We start from the raw sequence: 22634 nt of genomic DNA, 5'->3' as shown, positions 1-22634 counted from the left end.
CACAATTATAACACAAATTATGAGTTAAGTTTACCCTTCAAACCTGCCAAAACATCAAACGGATTATCCCGTTTTTCTTCGACAACATTCTGAATGGTAGGTTGATGTTTATGTTCACAAGCATCATGCTTGGGAGATAAAGGCATCAACAATAACAGTTCATCTTCTAGTAATGCGAGTAAGTTAATCGAGGCAGGCGTATCATAATCGCCTTTCGTCGAAGACTCACTTTCACCTAAAACGATGAAATCAGCATCCTCATCCAAGCGCTCTATCAGTGACTCATCATCCACTAATGCAATATGGAAGTCTAAGACAAGAGGCATTTCAACAGGTTCCAAACAACGTTGGCACTCCATTGGAACTTTCGTGTCCATGTGACCGTCCATCCACACAATGCGATGATATGCATCCATTGATAGCTTACAGTCTATGTTGATCAATTGATTATCAATTGATCCAACAGCTTCACGAGCGATACGAGCAAAGCGAGACAAGGGCAGTTGACCTGACCATGTAAAGCCTTGTTCAGCCCATTTAAACGGCTCAATCTGTGCCGGAAAGGTATTTGCTGACATAATTAAGGCGGCAATTCTACAAATTCATCGGTACTCTGTCAAAGATTAAGATACAATTTTGCACTTCTTTAGACAGAACTCGGGGTAAATTAAGCAATGCACCTGTTGCAGCCGCAACCTGAAGTTAACACTTCATTACTCGTTTGCACCCATTCAACTCATCAGAACACTCTTGTACCTGACCTAGTGCAACTCTCACCATGGTCAAGCTCAAAATCGGAGTCTGAGCAAGTTGATTGGCTTATTTTACACTTTAATCACTGGTTTTCCCACCATAATGTGACATTAGTTCGTGGTGATTTTGAACCTGAATATTTCCCAGCGACAAATAAAGAACCAGCCAAGATCCAATTTGCTCACGGTTTCTTTAATAGTGCTTTGCATGAAATTAGTCACTGGTCTATTGCAGGTGAAAAAAGACGTCTATTACCAGATTTAGGTTATTGGTATGCACCTGATGGTCGCACCCAAGAACAGCAAAGTTTATTTGAACAAGTAGAAATTAAGCCACAAGCAATTGAATGGTTATTTGCGCAATCTTTTGGCCGAAAATTTAGAGTTTCACTCGATAACCTTACGGGTGATAGCGGTGATGGCAAACTATTTAAAGATAACGTTTATGCTCAAGTTCAACGTTACTTTTCGGGTGAAGCTAAGTTGCCACGTGATGCATCAGCATTTATTGGTTTTATTTGCCAATGTACACGTTCGGGCACACCTTTACAATTAAATGAATTTAAACGTGAACTCCTTGATTAATTGACAAAAAAGCTACGTTAATTGCTTGCCTAGGCCATTTAAAAAGCCTAATAATTATTTTTAACACTGGCGTGATGGAGTCTCTAAAATATGATGCATTTACATGTACATCCTGAAAATCCACAGCAACGCCTCATTGCCCAAGCGGTTGAACGTATCCGAGCAGGAGATGTTGTGGTCTACCCTACCGATGCTGCCTATGCAATTGGGTGTCAAATCGGTAATAAAAATGCCATGGAACGTATTGCACAGATTCGTGGCTTAGGGCCTAAACATCAATATGCCATTATGTGCTGTGACTTATCTGATATTGCAACTTATGCAAAAGTTGATAATGCGACATATCGTTTATTGAAAGCGAATACACCAGCTATTACTACCTTCATTTTACCTGCAACAAGTGAAGTTCCTCGTAGATTGATGCACCCTAAAAAGAAAACAATTGGCTTACGTATTCCAAGTAATCCAATTTGTCAGGCTTTATTACAAGAGCTTGGCGAACCTCTACTCACCAGTACATTAATTTTACCAGGGCAAGAAGACCCTCTAGATGATCCTTACGATATTGAAAATCAGTTAGATAAACGAATTGATGTATTTATTGACGGAGGTTTTGGTACCTTGACCAGTACAAGTATCGTTGATTTATCGGGTGAACATCCTGAAATTATCCGTCGTGGTGTTGGCGATGTAAGTGCTTTTGAATAAGCACTTACATTTTTTACCAATAGTTTAAAAAAAAGTATTATCACTCAAAAAAATACTCTTTATTTATTTTGGATTTTTTTTACACTTTAGTCGTTAAGTAATTTATTAAAGGACACAATTCATTTAGAATGATTTTCACTATCTGCTGTTCTTCTACTTACAGCTGTCTAGGACTTGAATAACAAGTCTCATGCTTTTGAAAATTCGCGTGGCTTATAATCGTAATGAATCAATCACTTCATCAATCCATGGAAGACGCTCCACACATCCGTGTTTTAGATGAGTGGCATGACAAAATTCCAGAAGATCTCTATATACCTCCAGCTGCATTTGAGATTTTGCTCGAGCGGTTTGAAGGTCCATTAGATTTTTTAATTTATCTGATTCAGAAAAATGGCTTCGATTTAATTCAACTCGATATTGCTCCTATAGCGACTCAATATTTAGCCTATATGGATAGTATGAAGTCTTTAAATATCGAGTTGACAGCAGATTATATGGTGATGGCTGCTCTATTAGCTGACCTAAAATCTCGCCTACTTCTACCAAAACCTACAATTATAAGCATTGAAAAAGATCCTAAGAAGGAGCTTATTGATCGTCTTGAAACCTATCTACGCATTAAGCAAGCAGCTGAGCGTTTAGGTCAAATGCCAATTCTTGAACGCGATACATTTAGTGCCAATGTAAGCTTGGGACATATCTCTCCTGTTTATGAAGGTTACGATATCTCAGCGCTACATGATGCGTTGTTCTGTGTATTTAATCGCCCCGAACCTATTACCCATGTTGTCGCTCAAGAACCTGTTTTACTCGAAGAACGTATTGCATATATTGAAGAGAAATTAGAGTCTGGTGACGTGTTAAGTTTTAAAGAATTACTCAATCCCCAGCAAGGTCGTATGGGAATGGTTGTTACATTTATGGCAGTTTTAGAATTGACTCGCCAACAGAAAATTAAAATTATTGCCACTGGTATTGAAGCCCCGTTAGCAATTCAAGGATCTTCAATATGAGTAGTTTTGAACAAAATAATAGTGATTTGTCATTAGCTGACATACATCATGAAGTCTTATTACAACTTGAAGCAATTATCTTTGCCAGTGAAGCGCCTGTTTCAATTGCCCGCTTAAAAGAAGCATTTAACAATCAATATAATAAACAACAGCTTCGTCAACTTTTGCAACAGCTCGCACTATTACAACATGGTCGGTCTATTGAGCTGATTGAAACAGCACAAGGGTTTCGCTTTCAGGTAAGATCTAAATATCGTAGTATTATTGCGCAAATTTGGCCAGAGCGACCAACAAAACTGTCGCCTTCATTACTAGAAACCCTGGCTGTCATTGCTTATCATCAACCGGTTACCCGAGCTGATATTGAACAAATTCGTGGTGTATCTAATAATAGTCAAATTCTTAGAACACTATTTGACTGGAACTGGATTAAAGAAGCCGGTTTTAGAGATTTACCCGGAAGACCTGCGTTGCTAATTACAACGCCTCAGTTTCTGAATGCTTTTGGTCTAGCCTCTCTAGGCCAATTGCCTCCCCTACAGAACGCCAAGGAAGCCTTTATGGCTCTCGATGCAAATGCACCGAAATCATAAAGAGGTGGACTGTTGATCATTATGTCTAAGGTTGTGCTGTCATGAGTGAAAAATTGCAAAAAGTATTAGCGCGAATCGGATTAGGTTCCCGCCGATATATGGAAGAGGTTATTGCCGCAGGACGCGTGAGTGTAAACGGTCGTGTTGCCCAAGTGGGTGAGCGCATTGAACCAGGCGATGAATTACGCATTGATGGCCGTAAAGTTCAGTTTCAGATTGAAGACGAAATTCGTCGTCGCGTACTGATTTATTATAAGCCTGAGGGTGAAATCTGTTCACGTAATGATCCTGAAAAACGCCCAACCGTATTTGATCATTTACCACAAATTGCCAATGACCGCTGGGTAATGGTAGGTCGTCTGGATATTAACAGTACTGGTTTATTACTATTCACAAATGATGGTGAACTTGCTAACCGCTTAATGCACCCATCTAATGAAATCGAACGTGAATACGCTGTTCGAGTAATGGGTGAAGTAACGCCAAAACTACGCCAAAACATGGTCAACGGAGTAGAGCTCGAAGATGGCCCTGCCAAATTCGAATCATTCTCTGAAATTGGTGGTGAAGGTATTAACCGCTGGTACCAAGTTGTAGTAAAAGAAGGTCGTAACCGCGAAGTACGTCGTATTTTTGAATCGCAAGATCTTAAAGTAAGCCGTTTATTACGTACACGCTACGGTACAGTTATTTTACCACGCGAATTACGTACTGGTCGCTGGATGGAACTCGACAAAACTGACATCGACAACTTAGCCAAATCGGTTGAGTTAAAACCACGTCAAGGTACAGGTTTATTTGGTATGGCAAAACGCCGTACTGATCGTATGACTGAAAAACCAATGGCTGCGCGTCGTGGCGGTTACTTACGTCAACAACGTCGTGATGATGAAAAAGAAGCTCCTGTTAACACAGGGAACCAACGTAAATCGACTGGTTTTAACCGCGGTTCGAAGAAATTCTAAGATATTAAAAAGATGTAAAAAAACCGCTCAAATTAGAGCGGTTTTTTTATAACCTGTTTAACTTAGTTCATTTTTGCCAGTTCAATCCATTCAGCTTCAGAAAAATGAATAGCTAAATAATCTTTCAAAAAATTTGAAGTATCTTGAGAAATTAATGGATCTTTTGATTCATCTTTTAGGTTATAAACCAAGGCATGCAACTTCAGTCCACGAGACTTAAGTGCTTCAAGACTAAGCAAAGTATGGTTAATACTTCCCAAACGACCCGATGTTACTAAAATAACAGGAAACTGATGCTGAGCGACATAATCAATGGTCAGCAGACTGGTGGTTAGTGGCACCATTAAGCCTCCGGCACCTTCTAACAATACGATTTCAAAACGCTCCGCCAATGTTTGAGTCGCATCTTCAATTTTTTGAAAATCAATTTCTCGGTTATCAAGACGTGTTGCAAGATGAGGTGAAGCAGGATAACTGAAGATTTCAGGCATGGTTAGCTTGTCATGATCTTCTTGAAACCAACCCTGCCCCATAATTTCACGATGCTTTTCAATATCCTCAGAAATATCAGCGTTACCTGTCTGAATGAGTTTTTGGGTAATCACTTTTTTACCCTGCTCAGTCCATAATTTTGCTAAAAATCCTGTTGCGTAGGTTTTACCAATTTCGGTATCAATCCCACTCACAAAATAGATCTGGCCACTCATTTACTTCATTCTCCGGGCAATACAATGAATCGGATGATACGTTAGGGAATATCCTTCGGCACACTTAAACCGATCATAATCTTGATAAAACTGTTGTAAAGTTTGCTTAGTCCAACGATGCTGAGCAGTTGCTGTTACACCTGTTGCTTTTAAATGCTGTAACACGTCTTTAGGTGAATCGAAATAGAGTTGAGTTTCTGATTCTGACAAATGCAAAATCTCAAAACCGGCCTGAATTAAGGCACTATTCCAATTTTCAACTGACCAATAACTTAAACCTTGTCCTGTTAGCTCTTTAATTTCTATTAAATTCTGAGAGCCGAATGTTGAAAAGCATAACCAACCTCGCTCAGTTAAAGCTTCATTACAACGTTTGAGCAAGTGCGGTAAATCTTGCATCCACTGTAAAGCTGAACCTGAAACAATCATATCGAGCTGCTGGGGAAAATCTAAAGTTTCAACATCCCCAATCAACCATTCTAAATTTTCTTGATGACTAAAGTGTTGCTGCACATCTGCATATAGATCATTCAAAATTAACTCTTCAAACTGAAAATATGTAGTAAGAAGATGAGTTAAATTGCCAGAACCACAACCAATTTCAAAGACACGCGACATCGTACGTGGGCAGAACTGCTGAACTAAACCTGTTAAATTTTGGCAAATCTGTTTTTGAACAATTGCATGTTCTGAATAGCTTTGCCCTGCTTTGGCAAAACGCTGGGCAACCAAGTTTTTATTCAAACTCACAGAAAACTCACCAATTCTTCAAGTTCATGTTGCTGCACCATTGACGTTAAAGAAATACGCAAACGTGAACTGTTTTTAGGTACTGTTGGTGGACGCACAGGCATGGCATAAAAACCACTTGCCTGAACCTGCATTGCTTTAGTGATAGCAGCCTGACTTTCTCCAACAATGACTGGAATGATATGGCTGGTCGATGGGCTATCGTAGCCCTTTTGCACAACAGCTTGTTGAAGATATTGGCTAATATTTTTTAAGTGTTCACGTTGAGATTGAGCGAGTAATACTTTTTGAAAAATAAAGTTTGCCCATGCCATAACAATCGGAGGCTGTGCAGTACTAAAAATAAGTGGGCGCATTTTATTAATGAGATAATCTTTAATAATTGGATCGCAAATAATGTAACCACCGACCGCCGCTAATGCTTTACCTAATGTACCAACCAGAAAATCAATTTCCTGAATCACATTATATTGTTCAGCACATCCTAAGCCTTGCTGACCACGAACGCCAATTGAATGCGCTTCATCAACATATAACATAGTTTTAGCAAACCGTTTTTTTAGCTGAACTAAAGCGGCTAAATCCGTCTCATCACCGTCCATACTAAAAATACTTTCTGTGACCACAATGATTCGTTCAATCTTGTCATCATCATGATATTTTTGGAGGAGTTGTTCCAAGTGTTGTAAATCGTTATGTCGATAACGCACATACTGAGCGCCAGATAAACGTATACCGTCAATCATACTGGCATGAACTAACTTATCCGCCAATATTAAAGTTTTACTATCAGCAACAGCTGGCAAAATACCAATATTCATATGGTAGCCACTATTAAATAATAGTGCCGCGCGACCACCAAATGCTTGGCTAAAGCTATTTTCTAATTGTTCATATTCATCAAAATTGCCCGTTAATAGACGTGAAGATGAAGAACTAAAATAGCTACGCTCGATTGGAAAGCTATCTAAAAACTCTTGACGAAGATTGATATCAGCAGCCAACCCAAGATAATCATTTGAAGCTAAGTTGAGCATCGTTTTATTTTGGATCATAATAAAACGTCCGTGCTGCACATTTTGGGTAAATTGTCTAAAGTTACCTTGTTGCTTTAACTCATCTAATTCGGTAGAAAAATGATCGAGTAAAGACATCTTAATTCGCTCCCTGCATCGTTTGAACAACTTCAACTAATTGTTCGAGCAAATCGCTTAACTCTTGATGCGTGATGACATACGGTGGCATCACATAAACCAATTTTCCAAAAGGACGGATCCAGATTCCGCGGTCTACAAATTGTTGCTGTAAGGTTTTCATATCAACATTAAAGGTGAGTTCTACCACACCAATTGCACCTAGCACTCTTACATCAGCAACATAATCAAGCTGACTTAAAGGTGCTAGATATTGGCTAAGCTGTTGCTCAATTCGCTTAATATTGGCCTGCCAATCTTGCTCAATTAATAATTGCGTACTTTTTAAAGCAACAGCACAAGCGAGTGGATTGGCCATAAAAGTTGGGCCGTGCATAAATACCCCAGCCTCACCGCGACTAATGGTTTCTGCTACATGCTTTGTCGTTAAGGTCGCAGACAAAGTCATATAACCGCCTGTTAACCCTTTACCTAGGCACATAATATCCGGCTCGACTTGAGCATGTTCCCAAGCAAAGAGCTTACCTGTACGACCAAAACCAGTGGCAATTTCATCAAAAATTAATAACAGATGATATTTTTCACAAAGCGCTTTAGCCTGACGTAAATATTCAGGATGATAAAAACGCATCCCCCCTGCACCTTGAACAATCGGCTCAATAATCAGTGCAGCAAGGTTTTCATGATTTTGCTGAATAGCTTGCTCTAACTCGGCAATATCTTCTTGGTTCCACTCCTCATGAAATTTGGTTTGCGGAGCTGCTACAAAAAGACGGTTCGGTAAACTTGTACCAAAAATCTGATGCATGCCTGTCACTGGATCACACACAGACATCGCATTCCATGTATCACCGTGATAACCAGAACGTGTAGTAATAAAATTTGTTTTTTGTGGTTGGCCTTGTGCTGTCCAGAATTGCACAGCCATTTTCAAAGCAACTTCAACGGCAACCGAACCTGAATCTGCATAGAAAATTTTATCGAGACTCGGTGGAGTAATTTTTAAAAGAATTTTTCCAAGTTCAATTGCAGGATCATGAGTTAAACCACCAAACATGATATGCGACATGTTCTGTAATTGATCTGTCACTGCCTGATTGAGTTCAGGGTGGTTATAGCCGTGAATTGCACACCACCATGACGACATACCATCAATTAAAGTCTTACCATCATCTAGTTCAATCGTTGCCCCATAGGCACGTTTAACTTTAAACGTTGGTAAAGGTTGGGTCATTGAGGTATATGGATGCCAAATATGTTCCAAATCAAAATTATCGGTCATCCTCTATACCCTTTTACAGCAATTAAATCTTTCATTTAGCACATGTTAAACCTGTTAAGAATGAAAGAAAATTGCGAGATCAACCAAAGCTTATTAACTTTGCTGATGAATTGTTAAAAATTGGCAGATTTCTTCAATTGTTCGATCTACTTCTAGGTATGGAAAAGCATGAGTAGCGCCTTCTAGCACTTTATAATTCATGTTTTCTGTCGTGATATTCTTGAAATTTTCAATAATTTTGCAAGGAACAACATTATCTTGCTCGGCAAACACATGAAGCTGCGGACCTAGATAGCTTTTTAATTTATCTACCAAATTTAGTTGTTCAAGCATTTTCAAACCCACTGATAGCAATTCACTTGAAGGCGGATTTGCTATGTTTTGTATGCTTACCCAATCTTGTTTGGCCTGAGATGAACCGAGTGTAATTAAATAATAAAAACGCTTTAAAGTGACTTGCGGGTTTTGAAAAAAAGAAGCTTTAAATTGACTAAACACATCAGCAGGCATAGCAGTTTGCCAATTATCGTTGGTAACAAAACATGGATTTGAAGCGAGCGTAATTAACGTTTTAGTTTGCCCTGTTTGTTCATAAAAAGTATTAACCAGTTGAGTTGCTAACTGTCCACCTAAAGACCAACCTATTACTACATCAACCTCAGCAACTAAATCAAGCTGGGCACAATAGTTACCATCTAAAATATTAAAAATATTAATAAGTTGTGTTTGATAGCCAGCTTTTTCCAATTGCAATTTAAGAGACTGCAAAGGCTCCACTCCTACTCCCCAACCTGTAATTAATAAAATTTTATTTTGTAACTTCATATGCCTATCCAAAGCCAACTTTATAAAGATTATATAATAATATCGATTTAAAATATCTTTTAAAATCAATATAAAAAGTAAACTTTAGAGCATAAAATTAAGCATTTATAATGAGATAATATTCTGAAATATATTGATAAATAATACCCGCATTATTCATAGTAAACATACAAAAAGTTAATTATCTAAACATTGAAGCCAATCAAAAAACAACATACTCCACACTTCGCCTATAAATCCATTATGCAATGTAATTAATGTTAATACTTATGTTTTTTTATTAAAAGAAATGACTCATCAATTCATTTTAATGCTAGAAGATTAATTATTGATCAAAAAGTATTAGGAAGGCTAATATGAACAGTCAAAACACAATATCTGATGGGAGAGAAAAAAATACATCTTTTGTTACACCCAACGATATTATAAATAACTTATCTTTCGATAAAAATTACTGCTTATTTTTGGATATTGATGGCACATTAGCACCCTTTCAAATTAATCCTGAGCATAGTTTTATTCCACAGACTACATTAGAAGTTATAAAAAAAATTACTAAATTAAATATACCTGTTATTGCTGTAACAGGTCGTGATGTAGATACTGCAAGAAAACTACTACATCCTATTGAAGTTCCAATTGCTGGTTTACATGGTTTAGATATTTATTTTGATTCAGGAAATTATATTCGACCAGATTTAAGCAGTATTAATTTCAAAAAATTAAAACAAGATATTCTCAAAAATTGTGATAAACACCCCGAATTATTAATCGAAGACAAAGGATATTCTATTGCCTTACATTATCGTAAAAATCCTAATTTAGAAAATAATGCTATTAATATTATGCAGCAAATCAATCTCAATTATCCCCACTTAAAAATAAATAGAGGAAAATTTGTTATTGAATTAATTCCAAACCAAGCTGATAAAGGTAGAGCAATTGAGACTATATTAAATCACCTTAATTTACCTCCTGTATTACCTATTTTTATAGGGGATGATTTAACAGATGAATCTGGTTTTACTTATATTAATCAGCAATCTGGCCTTAGTATTAAAGTAGGTTCAGGCGAAACACAAGCAAATTATATATTAAAAGATATTGATAATGTCGCGGATTTTCTTCTTTTATTTCAAAACAAAATAAAAAGCTTATATGTCAAAAATAGCCAAAATCAGAATGGAGAAAAATTATGTCTAAATTAATCGTATTATCGAACAGAATAAGTATGCCATCGGGTAAAGCTTCAGCAGGTGGTCTCGCTGTAGCTGTACAGGATGCACTAAATGATAGTAACGGCATCTGGTTAGGCTGGAATGGGCAGCAAATTACCGATAGCGAAGCGCCAGAATTTGAGCAGGCTTATTCTCAAGGAATTGACTACATTACCTGTCCCCTCACTCATCAGCAATATGCCCAATATTATTGTGGTTTTGCTAACAAAGTTTTGTGGCCAGCAATGCATCATAGAGATGATCTAATTGAATATGATGCAGAAGAATATAAGACCTATCAAAAGGTTAATCGCTTATTTGCTCAAAAGCTAAAAGAGCTTGCTCAGCCTGAAGATCTTATTTGGGTGCACGATTACCACTTTTTTAGTGTGGCTCGCTATTGCCGTGAATTAGGCATGCAAAACAAAATTGGTTTCTTCTTACATATTCCTTTTGCCAGTCTGAATATCTGGCACAAAATTCTGGTAGCCCGTGAGTTAATTCAAGACTTGAGCCAATATGATGTTATTGGCTTACAAACTCAGATTGACCAAAATGCCTGCATGCAGACTTGTCTGAATTTACTCGAAGCTCAAAAAATTCAAAGCAACAGTATTAGCTATAAAAAACGTCAAATATTAATTAAATCGTACCCAATTGGTGTTCAGCCTGAACTTATACAAAAACAAGCCCAACAAGATTTGGCGACCTCTTCGGTGTTTAATTTTGAAGAAATTCCACGTCAAAAAACTATTATTGGAGTTGATCGTATTGATTATTCAAAAGGTTTACTCGAAAGATTTAATGCATTTGCAACCTTTTTGGAAACCAGCCCTGAATATCATGGCTTAGTTCGACATCTTCAAGTGGCGATCCCTTCTCGTACCGATATTCCAGCTTATCAACGCTTATATCAACGTTTTAAAACCAAGCTGGAGTTAATTAACGAAGAGTTTGCGCATGAAGACTGGAGACCTGTAGATTGCTGCTATGACACGGTACAACACCATAATCTCATGCACATTTACCGCAATTCAGATATTTGCTGGATCAGTTCACTACGTGATGGGATGAATCTAGTAGCTAAAGAATATATTGCGGCACAAGACCCAGAAAATCCAGGTGTGCTCATTTTATCTAAATATGCTGGTGCTGCTGAACAGATGTCTCAAGCCTTGATTGTTGATCCGCAAGATAGAGCCGCAATGATGGATACTTTAAAAATGGCTTTAGAAATGTCTAAAACTGAGCGTAGTAATCGTTATCAACAATTGATAGAGGGATTAACATCATCTGATCTTACCAATTGGCGAAACAATTTCTTGGATGATTTAGAAAAGACACCAACTTTACTAATGAAGCCTCAGCGCTTATTACAAGATAATTCTCAATCTATTTATCAGGTTCTATAAATCTAAATAAAAGAACCTCGAGAAATTTAATTTCTCGAGGTTCGCTATTTGGTGATTATTATTTATAAATTAATTTGTCTTTACTAATGTAAAACGGTTAAGTAAAGCAATAATAAATAGTAATACAGCTACTCCTGTTAAAACCGTACTTAAACCAGTCCATTCTCCAATTAAACCGATTAAAGCTGGCCCACTTAATGAACCTGTATAGGCAATTGTTGATACTAAAGAAAGTGCTGCTGCTTTAGGCATATTGTTTTGTCGACCAACACGAGAAAACATCACGGGTACAATATTAGAACAACCTAATCCTAATAATGCATAGCCCAATACAACCACTTGCCACACTGGTGCCATTACAATAACAGCCATACCAATAGCAGCACCAATCGCACTATAAGTCACAATATTTTTTTCACCCCATTGCTTAAGCAAAATATGACCTGCAAAACGACCAGTCGTCATGCTAAGCGCAAAGAAAGTGTAAGCCAGACCAGCAAAAGCAGGATTAAGCTGATATTTACTTGTTAAATAAATCCCCCCCCAGTCCATTGCTGCACCTTCTGATAAAAAGGCAATAAAGCACATCATACCAATAAGCAGAATAATGCCATCAGGACGATAAAATTTTTTCGGTGCTTGAGTTGTATCTTCATGTGGCTTTTCATCCTGTTCAAAAGACGTTAAACAAGAAGGAATAGCAACGCCACCAATAACAAGCAAAATCATAACAACTGATAAAGTGCTCATTAAAGGAGAAAGGCCCACGGCTAATAGTGCTGTCACAAGCATAGCGCCTGTTAAGCCACCAAGACTGCACATTCCATGGAAGCTCGACATGAGAGCTCGCACACTATGTTTTTCAACAACTACTGCTTGTAAGTTGATAGCTACTCCAAGACATCCTGCTGCCGATCCAAAAATAAACAATGCTACAGCCATCGTCACAATGCTGCTCCACATCGTAAGGCTAGGCAATAAAACCATTAACAGCATCAATGCCAAAGCAATTAACGGACGACATCCCCAGCGCTTTACTAAAGCACCAGTCGCAGGCATAGCAATCATTGACCCGATACCCATACACAGCAAAAGTAAACCAAAATCGGCATGATTTAGGTTTAAACGCTGCTGTGCAAAAGGAATAAGAGGTGCCCAAGCTGCAGTCGCAAAACCTAAACTAAAAAAGCTTAGTCGTGTTGCAAGACGCTGTGTGCTTAGGAGAGTAGCTGTATCTAAAACAGCAGGTTTGGTAAATAACATATTTCGCGAACTCACCATAAAATCATTGGCGATCCATACCAACCGATTTTCCATAGAAAAACCCTTGCCTCATTAAATTTCTAGGCAAGGGTTTTGTTGGCGAAATTATAAACAATTCCATAAAAAAAACAGGGGGTGTGATACAATTTTTCTGACTTTTTTGTAACTGCCAAAGCCTTATATAGTAAGGCTCTGAATATGTTCAATTTGACAAAATCAACATCTAAGTTAAGACTTCATTTTATTAAAATGAGCCAATAAAAAAACCCAGCCTTAGCTGGGTTTTTTTATTAAATTTGAGATTGAATATAGTTTTGCAAGCCAATCAACTCAATTAAACGTAATTGCTTTTCTAACCAGTATGTATGGTCTTCTTCAGTATCTGATAATTGTTGACGCAACATATCACGGCTAATGTAATCGCCCTTCTCTTCACAAAGTTTGATACCTGTCGCTAACTTTTCGCGAACGTGATATTCAAGCGCCAAATCAGCTTTTAAACAAGATACAACGTCTGTACCAACATTGATATCTTCACGGTGCATGTTTGGTTTAGCACCTAAAAACAATACACGGCGAATAATCGCATCAGCATGAGAAGCTTCTTCTTGCATCTCATGATCAATACGTTCATAAATTTTATTTAAACCCCAATCTTCATACATACGAGAATGGATTAGATATTGATCACGGGCAGCCAATTCTCCGCCAATGAGCATATTTAAATAGTCTATGACTTCTGGATTGCCACGCATAATAAATCTCCTATCGTATGAGAACTATTATGGGCAATCTTAAAAGTGATTGCAAAACAAAAAATGGTTAAGTTTATGATTTTTATAAAATTAAAATGAGAAACATACGCATTTGCAGTTTAAGTTATTTAAATTTCCTCTGCAAAAAGAAACGCTTGTCCAATTTATAAGTTCAGACAAGCGTTAAAATATGGCTCAAACCATCAATTTATAAATTTGTAACTAAAATCAATGGTTCTTATTTCGGTAGATCTATTCGCTTAAAGTCTGCCCGTAGCTCGCCATGAGTGATAAGAAATCAGTCTCATTCATAACAGCAATACCTAGTTTTGCTGCTTTTTCTAATTTCGAACCAGCCTTCTCGCCCGCAACAACACATTTGGTTTTACTCGATACACTACCACTTACACGCGCCCCTAATGCTTGTAGCATTTGAGTCGCCTGATCACGCGTCATTTGCTCTAATGTGCCCGTTAATACCCAGCTTTCGCCATTTAATGGCTGCCGTGTAGGTGCAGTCGGTGCATCCCAATGAATGCCCGCTGCAATTAAGCGATCAAGCACTTCAATGTTGTGCGGTGCCAAGAAAAAGTCAGCAATCCACTCTGCAGTAATATCACCAACATCTGGGGTTTTCTTTAAAGCTTCTACATCAGCAGCTTTAAGCGCTTCTAAAGTTTGGAAAGTATTGGCTAACATTCTAGCTGTTGTTTCACCCACCCCACGAATTCCTAAAGCATAAATAAAACGCGCAAGCGTTGTCTTTTTACTGGCTTCAATGGCATCAATTAGGTTCTGTACAGATTTCTCGCCCATTTTTTCAATCCCGAGTAAAGTTTCTCGGTGTTCGTGCAAATGGTAAATATCTGCAACATCTTTGAGCAAATCGAGATGTAATAAAGACTCTACCCAACGATCGCCTAGACCTTCAATATCTAGAGCTTTACGTGATACGAAGTGACGAATCGCTTCAATACGCTGAGCAGCACAATACAGTCCACCAGAACAACGTGCTAAAGCTTCCCCTTCAGGCATTACCACTGGTGAAGCACAAACAGGACAGTTTTCAGGTAAATGTACAACTTCGGCATCAAAAGGACGGAACTCTGGCCAAACTTTTTCTACTTTAGGAATAACATCGCCTGTACGATAAACACTCACCGTGTCACCAACACGTACATCTAGGCGATGGATCTCACCAATGTTGTGTAAAGTTACATTGGAAACTGTAACTCCTCCCACAAATACAGGGTTTAAACGCGCTACAGGAGTCAAAGTACCTGTACGCCCTACTTGCCAATCAATCTGATCAACTGTAGTTAATGCAGCTTGTGCAGGGAATTTATAAGCAGTTGCCCAACGTGGTTCACGACTTAAAAAACCAAGTTGTTGTTGTTGCTTTAAGTCATCAACCTTTACAACCATCCCATCAATTTCAACTTGTAAATCTGAACGTTCTTGCTGAATTTGCTCATAACGTTGCTGTACTTCTTGAATTGAATTACACAGATATTGACGTTCAGCAATTTCAAATCCAAGTTTTGTGAGCCATTGCAGGCTGTCATGCATGGTAGTTAAGCCATGATTAGGTTCACATTGCGCAATGCCGTAAGCATAAAATGCTAAAGGTCGAGCCGCAGCAATATTAGGATCAAGTTGTCTTAAACTACCAGCTGCTGCATTACGCGGGTTCGCAAATGTTTTATCGCCTTTAGCTTCCTGTTCGGCATTGAGTTTTTCAAAACCGGACTTTGGCATAAGTACTTCACCACGAACTTCCAGCAAATGTGGAATTTCAAAGTGATCTGAATGTAACACTTTAGGCAAATTACGAATCGTTTTAACGTTCTGGGTAATGTCCTCTCCGGTTTCTCCGTCACCACGTGTAACGCCACGTATTAACACACCATTTTCATACCAGAGAGAAATCGCAAGACCATCAAGTTTTAGTTCGACTTCGTATTGTACTTTTTGATTAGGCAAACGCTCTTCAACACGGCGTGCAAATGCGAATAAGTCTTCCTGATTAAAAACGTTCCCCAAAGAAAGCATCGGAACTACATGAGTCACACTTTGAAATTTAGAGAGCGCTTGTCCCCCTACTTTTGTAGTTGGTGAATCTGATTGAACAAGATCAGGATATTGCTCTTCTAAAGCTTTTAACTGGTGAAATAAATGATCATATTCACTGTCCGAGATTGTCGGCTGATCCATGACATAGTAGGCATGGTTATGCTTTGCAATCAGTTGAATAAGCTGACGCATCTGTTCGATCACGGAAGTTGTTGCCATTATGTTATTCACCATAAAAAAGGGTGGAAATTTCTCCACCCTGAGCTGCGACTAGATATGTTGCAATTATCGCAACGAACGTAAAAAATTAAAACTAGGCGGTCGCCTGTGCCGGACGATAATCAATCACATGATGACGCCAGTGTTCTTTTAACTGTGGCGTAAATTCAAGATTATTCTCATCGTAAACTTTGCCATCAATTTCGCGAGCAATTAAACCTGCAATACTCGCCATCATGTCAAAACCAGTCACGGCTTTACTGTTTGGAAGCGCAAGGAAAAATGCTAACCCTTGAACTTGTTCAGTAGATAGAGTTTCAAGATCAAAACCAGCTGGTCCATTGTCTGTCATACGTAATACAGAGAACATGAGTACACTCGGCTCATCGGTATTTTCATAACGATGGAAGCACGACATTTCACCGTAGCGTAAACCATATTTTAACAGCACTTTAAGTGCTTTATCACCAGACAATGCACGACGAGGGTTTGGATAAACATTTAGCGCAATAATCTGTTCAGCCATCGCTAATGCACTTTCATCATCATAACGTTGTTGTTCATGTAAATGCACATCCAGAATATTACTCTCGCCTTCAAACTCAGCAATTTCGGCAGTTTCAATATTCGGGTTTAAACTCAACTCAGGCTCAGTTTTTTCGCTTTCAGCTTCCAGATTTTCTTTTGCTAAAGCTTCAGCTTCCGGTTTAACAGAAACTGTATCAACCAACTCAACTGAACCATCTTTATGAATGGTAGAGCTTGGTACTATTTGTTCAGATTTAATTTCTTCTACAGAAGCATTTTCAACAACTGCTTGAGTTTGTTCAGTTTGAATTGCTTTAGCGGGTTCTACGGTTTCAATTTCTGACTGTTTTGTTTCAGGTACTTGTGACGGCGCAGCCTCGCTTAAAGTCGGTTCTACTCGCTCTGCACTAGTCACCGCCACAGATTCAGCTTCAGTTTTCTCAAGCTGATCTCTCACGTGTCTAGGTATAACCGGTTGATTACTATCAGGATTAATATGCAAATCACTGTCTAATGAGGGTTCAGCATGGTTTGGCTTTTTTAAAATCATTTTTAAGCCAATTAGCATAATTATAATGGCAACAACGATGCCAATAATCGTATTGATTTCCATTCTATGACTCCGAAACTAACCCGTATTCTTTTGCCTGTTCTAAATCGACAGTGACTAATTTTGATGTACCCGGTTCAGGCATGGTCACACCCAACAAATCAGTTGCCATGGTCATCGCCAGCTTATTATGTGTAATGTAAATGAATTGTACATGTTCAGAAAGTTCTTTTACCAAATTACAATATCTCTGAACATTCGCATCATCAAGTGGTGCGTCCACTTCATCTAGTACACAAAACGGTGCCGGATTTAATCTAAAAATCGCAAATACTAATGCTAACGCTGTTAAAGCCTTTTCTCCACCGGAAAGTAATGCTAGAGAACTATTTTTCTTACCTGGTGGCCTTGCCATCAGTTTAACACCAGATTGCCAGTCATCTTCAAGACTTAAACTCGCCTCACCACCATTAAAAACCTTTGGAAACAGGTTTTGCAACTCCTGATTGATCTGATCAAAAGTTGTCATAAATAGCTTACGGGTTTCCTGGTCAATGCTTTTCATCGCATCTTTTAATTGAGTTACCGTATTTTCCAAATCTTGAATCTGGTGACTCAGCTCATCAAAACGCTGAGAAACTTCTTCAAACTCTTGTGAAGCGGCAAGGTTAACCGCTCCAATTTTTTCAAACTGTTTCTGTACTTTTTCCAGTTTTTGCTGGTGCTCGGTTAAATCTATTTGTAAGCCTTTTTGGAGTTCGGCATTTAGCTCTTTAAGCTGCTCTTGATAATGCTCACGATCTGACTTGGCTGCTTGCCATGCCAATCGTTTCGCTTCAAGTTGTTCTCTAAGCTGCTCATCTTTTTGTTGATATTGATGACGCTGATCTGTCAAAGTCTGCTGTTTTTCCTGCACACTATTGAGTTCAAGCTGCCATTCATTCCAGTTCTTTTGCAACTTTTCAGTTTGAGCAAATTGTTGCTGAAACTCTGACTCAAGATTTGGTAGCTCTAATTGAATAGGGTCAACAAACTTTTTCGCTTGCTCCATTTGAGCTGCAATTTGCTGATATTGGCTCTGCAAGAATGAGATATCTTTTTCAAGCAACTCAATCTGTTGAGTTGTCTGCGTGCTATTACGGCGTAAAATTTCACGTTCTTGTTGCTGATGTTGCAGGGCTTGTTGCTGCTCGTCTAGCTGCTCTGTTAATTCTTCTACCCTAAATTGCAAAGTTTTATAGTCAGGTAAAATGGTTTCAAGCTTGATTGCTAATGCATGCAAATCGATCTCAAGATCGTCTTTTTGCATTGCATCTTCTTCAAGCTGCATGTCTAACTGACCAAGTTGATCTTTTAATTGCTGTTTTTGCAGTAAGAATGCTTGTGTTGCGGTTTGTTGCTTGGCAATTTGCACATCAAGCTGTTGCAAGTCTTTTTGTTTTTGTTTAATGACTTGTTGTTTTTGCTGCACACCTGACTGTAATTGCACTAACTCATCTTTTTGCTGAACTACAATTTGATCTAGTGTTTGTAATTGAGGTTGTTGCTTTTCAAGAACTTGTTCAATTTCATCTAGACGAATACGGTGGCTCAGTATACCTTGTGCACTTTGACTTTCGTCATCATACATAAGGGCAATCACCCAATCCTGCCCGACATGATAGCCATCTAAAGTCAAAACAGACTGGCCATGTTGCAACTGCTTTTGCTCATTTAAAGCTTGAGTCAAATCTTGTGCAATCGCTACATTTGAAAAGATTGATAGCCGTGGCGATGCAATCCACTCATTCAAACAAACCAAGTTTCCTTTAAATTTACTTGTTTGCTCTGAAGGTTTTAACTGGCGGGCAACTCCTTCTTGAAAGACTTGTTCGGTCTCAAGAATATGAGCTTGTAACCATTTTGCTAAAAACTTCTCAACAATCTGCGCATGTGGTTTACCTTGCTCTGTTAACTCTAGAGCCTGCATTAAACGTAGCGTATCTTGGTTTTGCTTTGGACTTTGTTTAGCAACAAGCTGGCTTAAGTTTTTCTGCTCTGATAATAAAACTTGGATTTCTGTTTTCAGCGTTTGCTGCTGATTTTTACTTGACTGATGTTGCTGTTGAGATTGCTCTAAATGCAGTAATTGCTGCTCAATTTCAGTTTCAAGCATCGAAATTTCACTACGCAGCTGTTGTTGCAGTTGCTCAAGCTCGCCCTGCTCATCTTCATGAACATGCGATTGAATTTGGTTTGCTTGATGTTGCAGCGTTTCTTTTTGCTGCTCAATGCGCTGAACATTTTTACCCAACTGTTCAATTTGAGCTGACATCTGCATTTTTTGCTGCTGTTGTTTTTCAACCTGAGCTTTTATTTGTTCAAACTGTTGTTGTGCTTGTTTTTGCTGAGATTGTAAATCAGCAAAGTTTTGTTCAGCCTCCGTCGCTGTATGCTCAACTCCAGTTAAAGCTTCTGTTTGTTCTTCTAGCTGATTATTCAGTGTTTCAAGTTGCAATTCAGAAAGCTGTAAACGTTCTTTAGTTTGGAATTTTTGCTGCTCTAACTGAACGAGAGTCGTACTATTTTGCTGATATAGACTCTGTTTTTGTTCAAGAGTCATTTTAAGTTCAGATAGTTTCTTTTCAGCTTGTTGCCATTCTTGTTGTAGCGGTGAAGATTGCTGAATAAGTCGCTGAAACAAAGCACTGGTTGCTTCTAAATCATGTTCAATCGTGCTTAATTCTGAGCGAACCAATTTAAAGGTTTCACCCAACTCATTCATTTGAACGGTATATTCTTCTTGTAGACGTACACTTTTCTCTGCCTGAAAAGACAAAATTTCAATTTTGAGCGTACGGATCTGGCTTTCTAAAGTTTTATATTGAACCGCTGCTTCCGACTGACGCTTAAGCGTTTTAAGCTGCGATTTTAACTCTAGTGCAATATCGTCTAAGCGTGAAAGGTTTTGCTCTGTATGTTCAAGATGCTGCAAAGTTTCACGGCGACGAGCCTGATAACGAGAAACACCTGCGGCTTCCTCAATGAACACACGCATTTCTTCAGGCTTGGCATCAACCAGACGGTTAATCATGCCTTGCTCAATGACTGCATATGAGCGTGGTCCCAAGCCTGTTCCCAAGAAAATATCGGTAATATCACGGCGGCGACAACGTGTACCATTTAAGAAATATTCTGACTTACCTTCACGCGTGACCTGACGGCGAACAGCTAACTCATTATAAGCATTATACGATCCGCCCAACTTTCCATAAGTATTATCAAAGCGTAGCTCAACACTGGCCACACCAACGGGCTTACGTTTGGAAGTCCCCGTAAAAATAACATCTTGCATGCTACCACCACGGAGTTGACGAGCGTTTGATTCACCCATCACCCAGCGGATTGCATCGATTACATTGGATTTGCCACAACCATTTGGACCAACCACTGCTGTGCGGTTAGCCTTAAAATTTAAGGTTGTACTATCTGCAAAAGATTTAAAGCCGGAAAGTTTTAAACTGCTTAAACGCATAATGCCCTAACTAGCGGCGTGAGCGTCTTGCCCAAGCCAATTCAATCTGTTTCATTCGTGTCAGCGATTCCAACACAAGGTTACGTAAGTGTCGACAAAAATCTTCCATAAATAAAGCGGCTTGTTGTGATTTTCGGATTAAAATTGCATCAGTCACGAGTTTAAATAATGCAAATGCTTCTTGTAGTTCCCGCTTAGAGGTATTTAAGGTCAAAAAATAACTACGACGTAATGAAGGTAATAACTCTTTATAAAATTTCATTAGATAAGGATTACCCACCATATCTTGCTGTTCAGCTAAATATTGGAAGACCCCATCATAAAATTTTTCGATATCACCTGCTTTGACATGTTCAAGAAGTTGCTCTAATAGCAATTGTAATTGATCTGCTTCATGCGCACGCCATGTTTCGCTCATGCGTTGTACAATATGCCCCAATAACATCATATTTGTATCAAACAACGCTTTAACTTGTTGTGCAGACATTTCTGAAACAATTGCCCCACGGCGTGGAAAAATCTCAATTAAATGAGTACGCTCTAATAATAACAATGCTTCACGAACTGATCCTCGGCTAACGTCAAGTTCTTTGGCAATACGTAGTTCTTGAATACGTTCGCCTTCTACTAGCTCGCCACTAATGATCTGTTCGCTAATATATTTGACAATTTGCTCAGAAAGACTTTCTGTGTCTTCGAGATTCATAAATCACCCGCTACTTTTTATATGCATTAATCCATGCTTTTCTTTCGCATCCTTGTTTTTAACTGATCCCATCGATTAAAAACTATGTCATTGTCTGACAATTTTATTGCATTTTAAGCCAACTCATTTAAAAACAACACCAAAATCAGATGAATAAAAGCTTGAAACGCTCTTATATTTTATAAACAAAAAAAGCTCGAATTCCTAAAAATTCAAGCTCTTACACCGCAGTCTTATAAATTTAAGATTTTAGTCTCTAGTGCATAATGCCTTTATAAATAAAATAACTGCCTACCACCACTAACAGGCAAGCAAAACATTTTTTTAACATCTGCGGCGACAACGCATGAGCAACCTTTGCTCCAAACTTCGCCGTGACAAAACTCATGACACTAATGCCAATAAAAGCATAGATATGCACATAACCAATCGTGTTAGGCACTGAGATTTGTTCTTTTGCACCAAACCACATAAAGCCAATCGCTCCAGCAACCGCAATTGGTAAACCGCAAGCGGCAGAAGTCGCGACTGCTTTTTGCATGACCACGCCATGACGGTTTAAATATGGAACGGTTAAACTTCCTCCCCCAATTCCAAAAATTGCAGAGGCAATACCAATGCCTCCACCCGCCATGAATTGCATAGAGGTTGAAGGGAGCTTACGCGTTGGATCAACAACTACATGTGCTCCTTTAAACATCCTATAGGCCATCACAACCGCAAAAATACCAATAAGAAGTTGCAAATGCTGGCCAGACATTAGGTCGGCAATACCCGCCCCTAAAAATGAACCTAATACTAACCCTGGTGCTAAATTACGAAAAACAGGCCAAAGTACAGCACCCTTTTTATGATGAGCTGAAACAGAACTAAAAGACGTTACGATAATAGTTGCAAGCGATGTTCCGACTGCAATATGCATGATTACCGCGGGATCGTAGTGCAATTGGGTAAAAACGACATAGAGGATTGGTACAATAATTAGTCCGCCACCAACTCCAAACAATCCGGCAGTAAAACCAGCAATTGCGCCAATGAGTAAATATATGATTAACTCCAT

20 protein-coding genes are annotated in these 22634 nt (G+C 38.6%); 7 read left to right on the top strand and 13 right to left on the bottom strand.

Translation table 11 applies throughout. From position 1 onward, the window contains the following. Positions 1–17: 17 nt before the first annotated feature. Positions 18–578, bottom strand: coding sequence for a YceD family protein (locus MKX14_RS15940; RefSeq protein WP_002120393.1), 561 nt, complete (start codon positions 576–578; stop codon positions 18–20). Positions 579–674: 96 nt separating this feature from the next. Here MKX14_RS15940 and MKX14_RS15935 point away from each other — a divergent pair, with 96 nt between their 5' ends. The 5 genes from MKX14_RS15935 (at position 675) to rluB (ending at position 4619) form a co-directional block, all read left to right on the top strand. Further along, positions 675–1337 (top strand): elongation factor P hydroxylase, encoded by a 663-nt coding sequence (locus MKX14_RS15935; protein WP_240282954.1) that lies wholly within the window; start codon positions 675–677, stop codon positions 1335–1337. 90 nt (positions 1338–1427) lie between these two features. Next, positions 1428–2045, top strand: a complete 618-nt coding sequence (locus tag MKX14_RS15930) for an L-threonylcarbamoyladenylate synthase (protein ID WP_002120255.1) — start codon at positions 1428–1430, stop codon at positions 2043–2045. A 224-nt stretch (positions 2046–2269) separates the two neighbouring features. Next, entirely contained in the window at positions 2270–3061 is a 792-nt protein-coding gene (locus tag MKX14_RS15925) for a segregation and condensation protein A (RefSeq protein WP_240282953.1), read from the top strand. Then, positions 3058–3654 (top strand): SMC-Scp complex subunit ScpB, encoded by a 597-nt coding sequence (gene scpB / locus MKX14_RS15920; protein WP_002120355.1) that lies wholly within the window; start codon positions 3058–3060, stop codon positions 3652–3654. The genes MKX14_RS15925 and scpB overlap by 4 nt, the downstream gene beginning before the upstream one ends. Before the next feature lie 41 nt (positions 3655–3695). Next, a complete protein-coding gene (rluB, locus tag MKX14_RS15915; RefSeq protein WP_002120431.1) occupies positions 3696–4619 on the top strand; it encodes a 23S rRNA pseudouridine(2605) synthase RluB in 924 nt (307 codons plus the stop codon). A gap of 62 nt (positions 4620–4681) precedes the next feature. On the opposite strand, the gene bioD is transcribed toward rluB, so the two are convergent. From bioD to MKX14_RS15890, 5 genes are all read right to left on the bottom strand, one after another. After that, positions 4682–5326, bottom strand: coding sequence for a dethiobiotin synthase (bioD, locus tag MKX14_RS15910; protein WP_240282952.1), 645 nt, complete (start codon positions 5324–5326; stop codon positions 4682–4684). Then, on the bottom strand, positions 5327–6076 hold the full coding sequence (bioC, locus tag MKX14_RS15905) for a malonyl-ACP O-methyltransferase BioC (RefSeq protein WP_240282951.1): 750 nt from the start codon (positions 6074–6076) through the stop codon (positions 5327–5329). Continuing rightward, positions 6073–7230, bottom strand: a complete 1158-nt coding sequence (gene bioF / locus MKX14_RS15900) for an 8-amino-7-oxononanoate synthase (protein WP_240282950.1) — start codon at positions 7228–7230, stop codon at positions 6073–6075. Before bioF ends, bioC begins: the two co-directional genes overlap by 4 nt. Before the next feature lies 1 nt (position 7231). After that, positions 7232–8512 carry an adenosylmethionine--8-amino-7-oxononanoate transaminase gene (gene bioA / locus MKX14_RS15895; protein WP_240282949.1) on the bottom strand — a complete coding sequence of 427 codons (1281 nt, stop codon included), beginning with the start codon at positions 8510–8512 and terminating at the stop codon, positions 7232–7234. 93 nt (positions 8513–8605) lie between these two features. After that, positions 8606–9337: an alpha/beta fold hydrolase gene (locus MKX14_RS15890; protein WP_240282948.1), complete on the bottom strand. Its 732-nt coding sequence runs from the start codon at positions 9335–9337 to the stop codon at positions 8606–8608. 356 nt (positions 9338–9693) lie between these two features. Between MKX14_RS15890 and otsB the strand changes: the two genes are divergently transcribed. Next, positions 9694–10545 (top strand): trehalose-phosphatase, encoded by an 852-nt coding sequence (gene otsB, locus MKX14_RS15885; protein ID WP_240282947.1) that lies wholly within the window; start codon positions 9694–9696, stop codon positions 10543–10545. Continuing rightward, positions 10533–11966: an alpha,alpha-trehalose-phosphate synthase (UDP-forming) gene (otsA, locus tag MKX14_RS15880; protein ID WP_240282946.1), complete on the top strand. Its 1434-nt coding sequence runs from the start codon at positions 10533–10535 to the stop codon at positions 11964–11966. The genes otsB and otsA overlap by 13 nt, the downstream gene beginning before the upstream one ends. 69 nt (positions 11967–12035) lie before the next feature. Here the strand turns inward: otsA and MKX14_RS15875 are convergent, their stop codons facing one another. From MKX14_RS15875 to MKX14_RS15845, 7 genes are all read right to left on the bottom strand, one after another. Continuing rightward, the gene (locus MKX14_RS15875; RefSeq protein ID WP_240282963.1) at positions 12036–13229 is read right to left on the bottom strand and encodes an MFS transporter; all 1194 of its coding nucleotides are present in this window, start codon (positions 13227–13229) and stop codon (positions 12036–12038) included. Positions 13230–13519: 290 nt separating this feature from the next. Continuing rightward, positions 13520–13984 (bottom strand): heteropolymeric bacterioferritin subunit Ftn, encoded by a 465-nt coding sequence (gene ftn, locus MKX14_RS15870; protein ID WP_001214863.1) that lies wholly within the window; start codon positions 13982–13984, stop codon positions 13520–13522. 252 nt (positions 13985–14236) lie between these two features. After that, positions 14237–16276, bottom strand: coding sequence for an NAD-dependent DNA ligase LigA (gene ligA, locus MKX14_RS15865; protein ID WP_240282945.1), 2040 nt, complete (start codon positions 16274–16276; stop codon positions 14237–14239). 94 nt (positions 16277–16370) lie between these two features. Continuing rightward, the gene (gene zipA, locus MKX14_RS15860) at positions 16371–17417 is read right to left on the bottom strand and encodes a cell division protein ZipA C-terminal FtsZ-binding domain-containing protein (protein ID WP_005803241.1); all 1047 of its coding nucleotides are present in this window, start codon (positions 17415–17417) and stop codon (positions 16371–16373) included. A 1-nt stretch (position 17418) separates the two neighbouring features. Beyond that, positions 17419–20868 carry a chromosome segregation protein SMC gene (gene smc / locus MKX14_RS15855; RefSeq protein WP_240282944.1) on the bottom strand — a complete coding sequence of 1150 codons (3450 nt, stop codon included), beginning with the start codon at positions 20866–20868 and terminating at the stop codon, positions 17419–17421. A 10-nt stretch (positions 20869–20878) separates the two neighbouring features. Continuing rightward, positions 20879–21574, bottom strand: a complete 696-nt coding sequence (locus tag MKX14_RS15850; protein ID WP_002120391.1) for a GntR family transcriptional regulator — start codon at positions 21572–21574, stop codon at positions 20879–20881. A gap of 256 nt (positions 21575–21830) precedes the next feature. Continuing rightward, positions 21831–22634: a sulfite exporter TauE/SafE family protein gene (locus MKX14_RS15845; protein ID WP_240282943.1), complete on the bottom strand. Its 804-nt coding sequence runs from the start codon at positions 22632–22634 to the stop codon at positions 21831–21833.

It is taken from the genome of Acinetobacter pittii (genome assembly GCF_022449185.1).
GTDB lineage: Bacteria > Pseudomonadota > Gammaproteobacteria > Pseudomonadales > Moraxellaceae > Acinetobacter > Acinetobacter pittii_I.
This window is presented reverse-complemented; position numbering and strand designations above follow the sequence as displayed.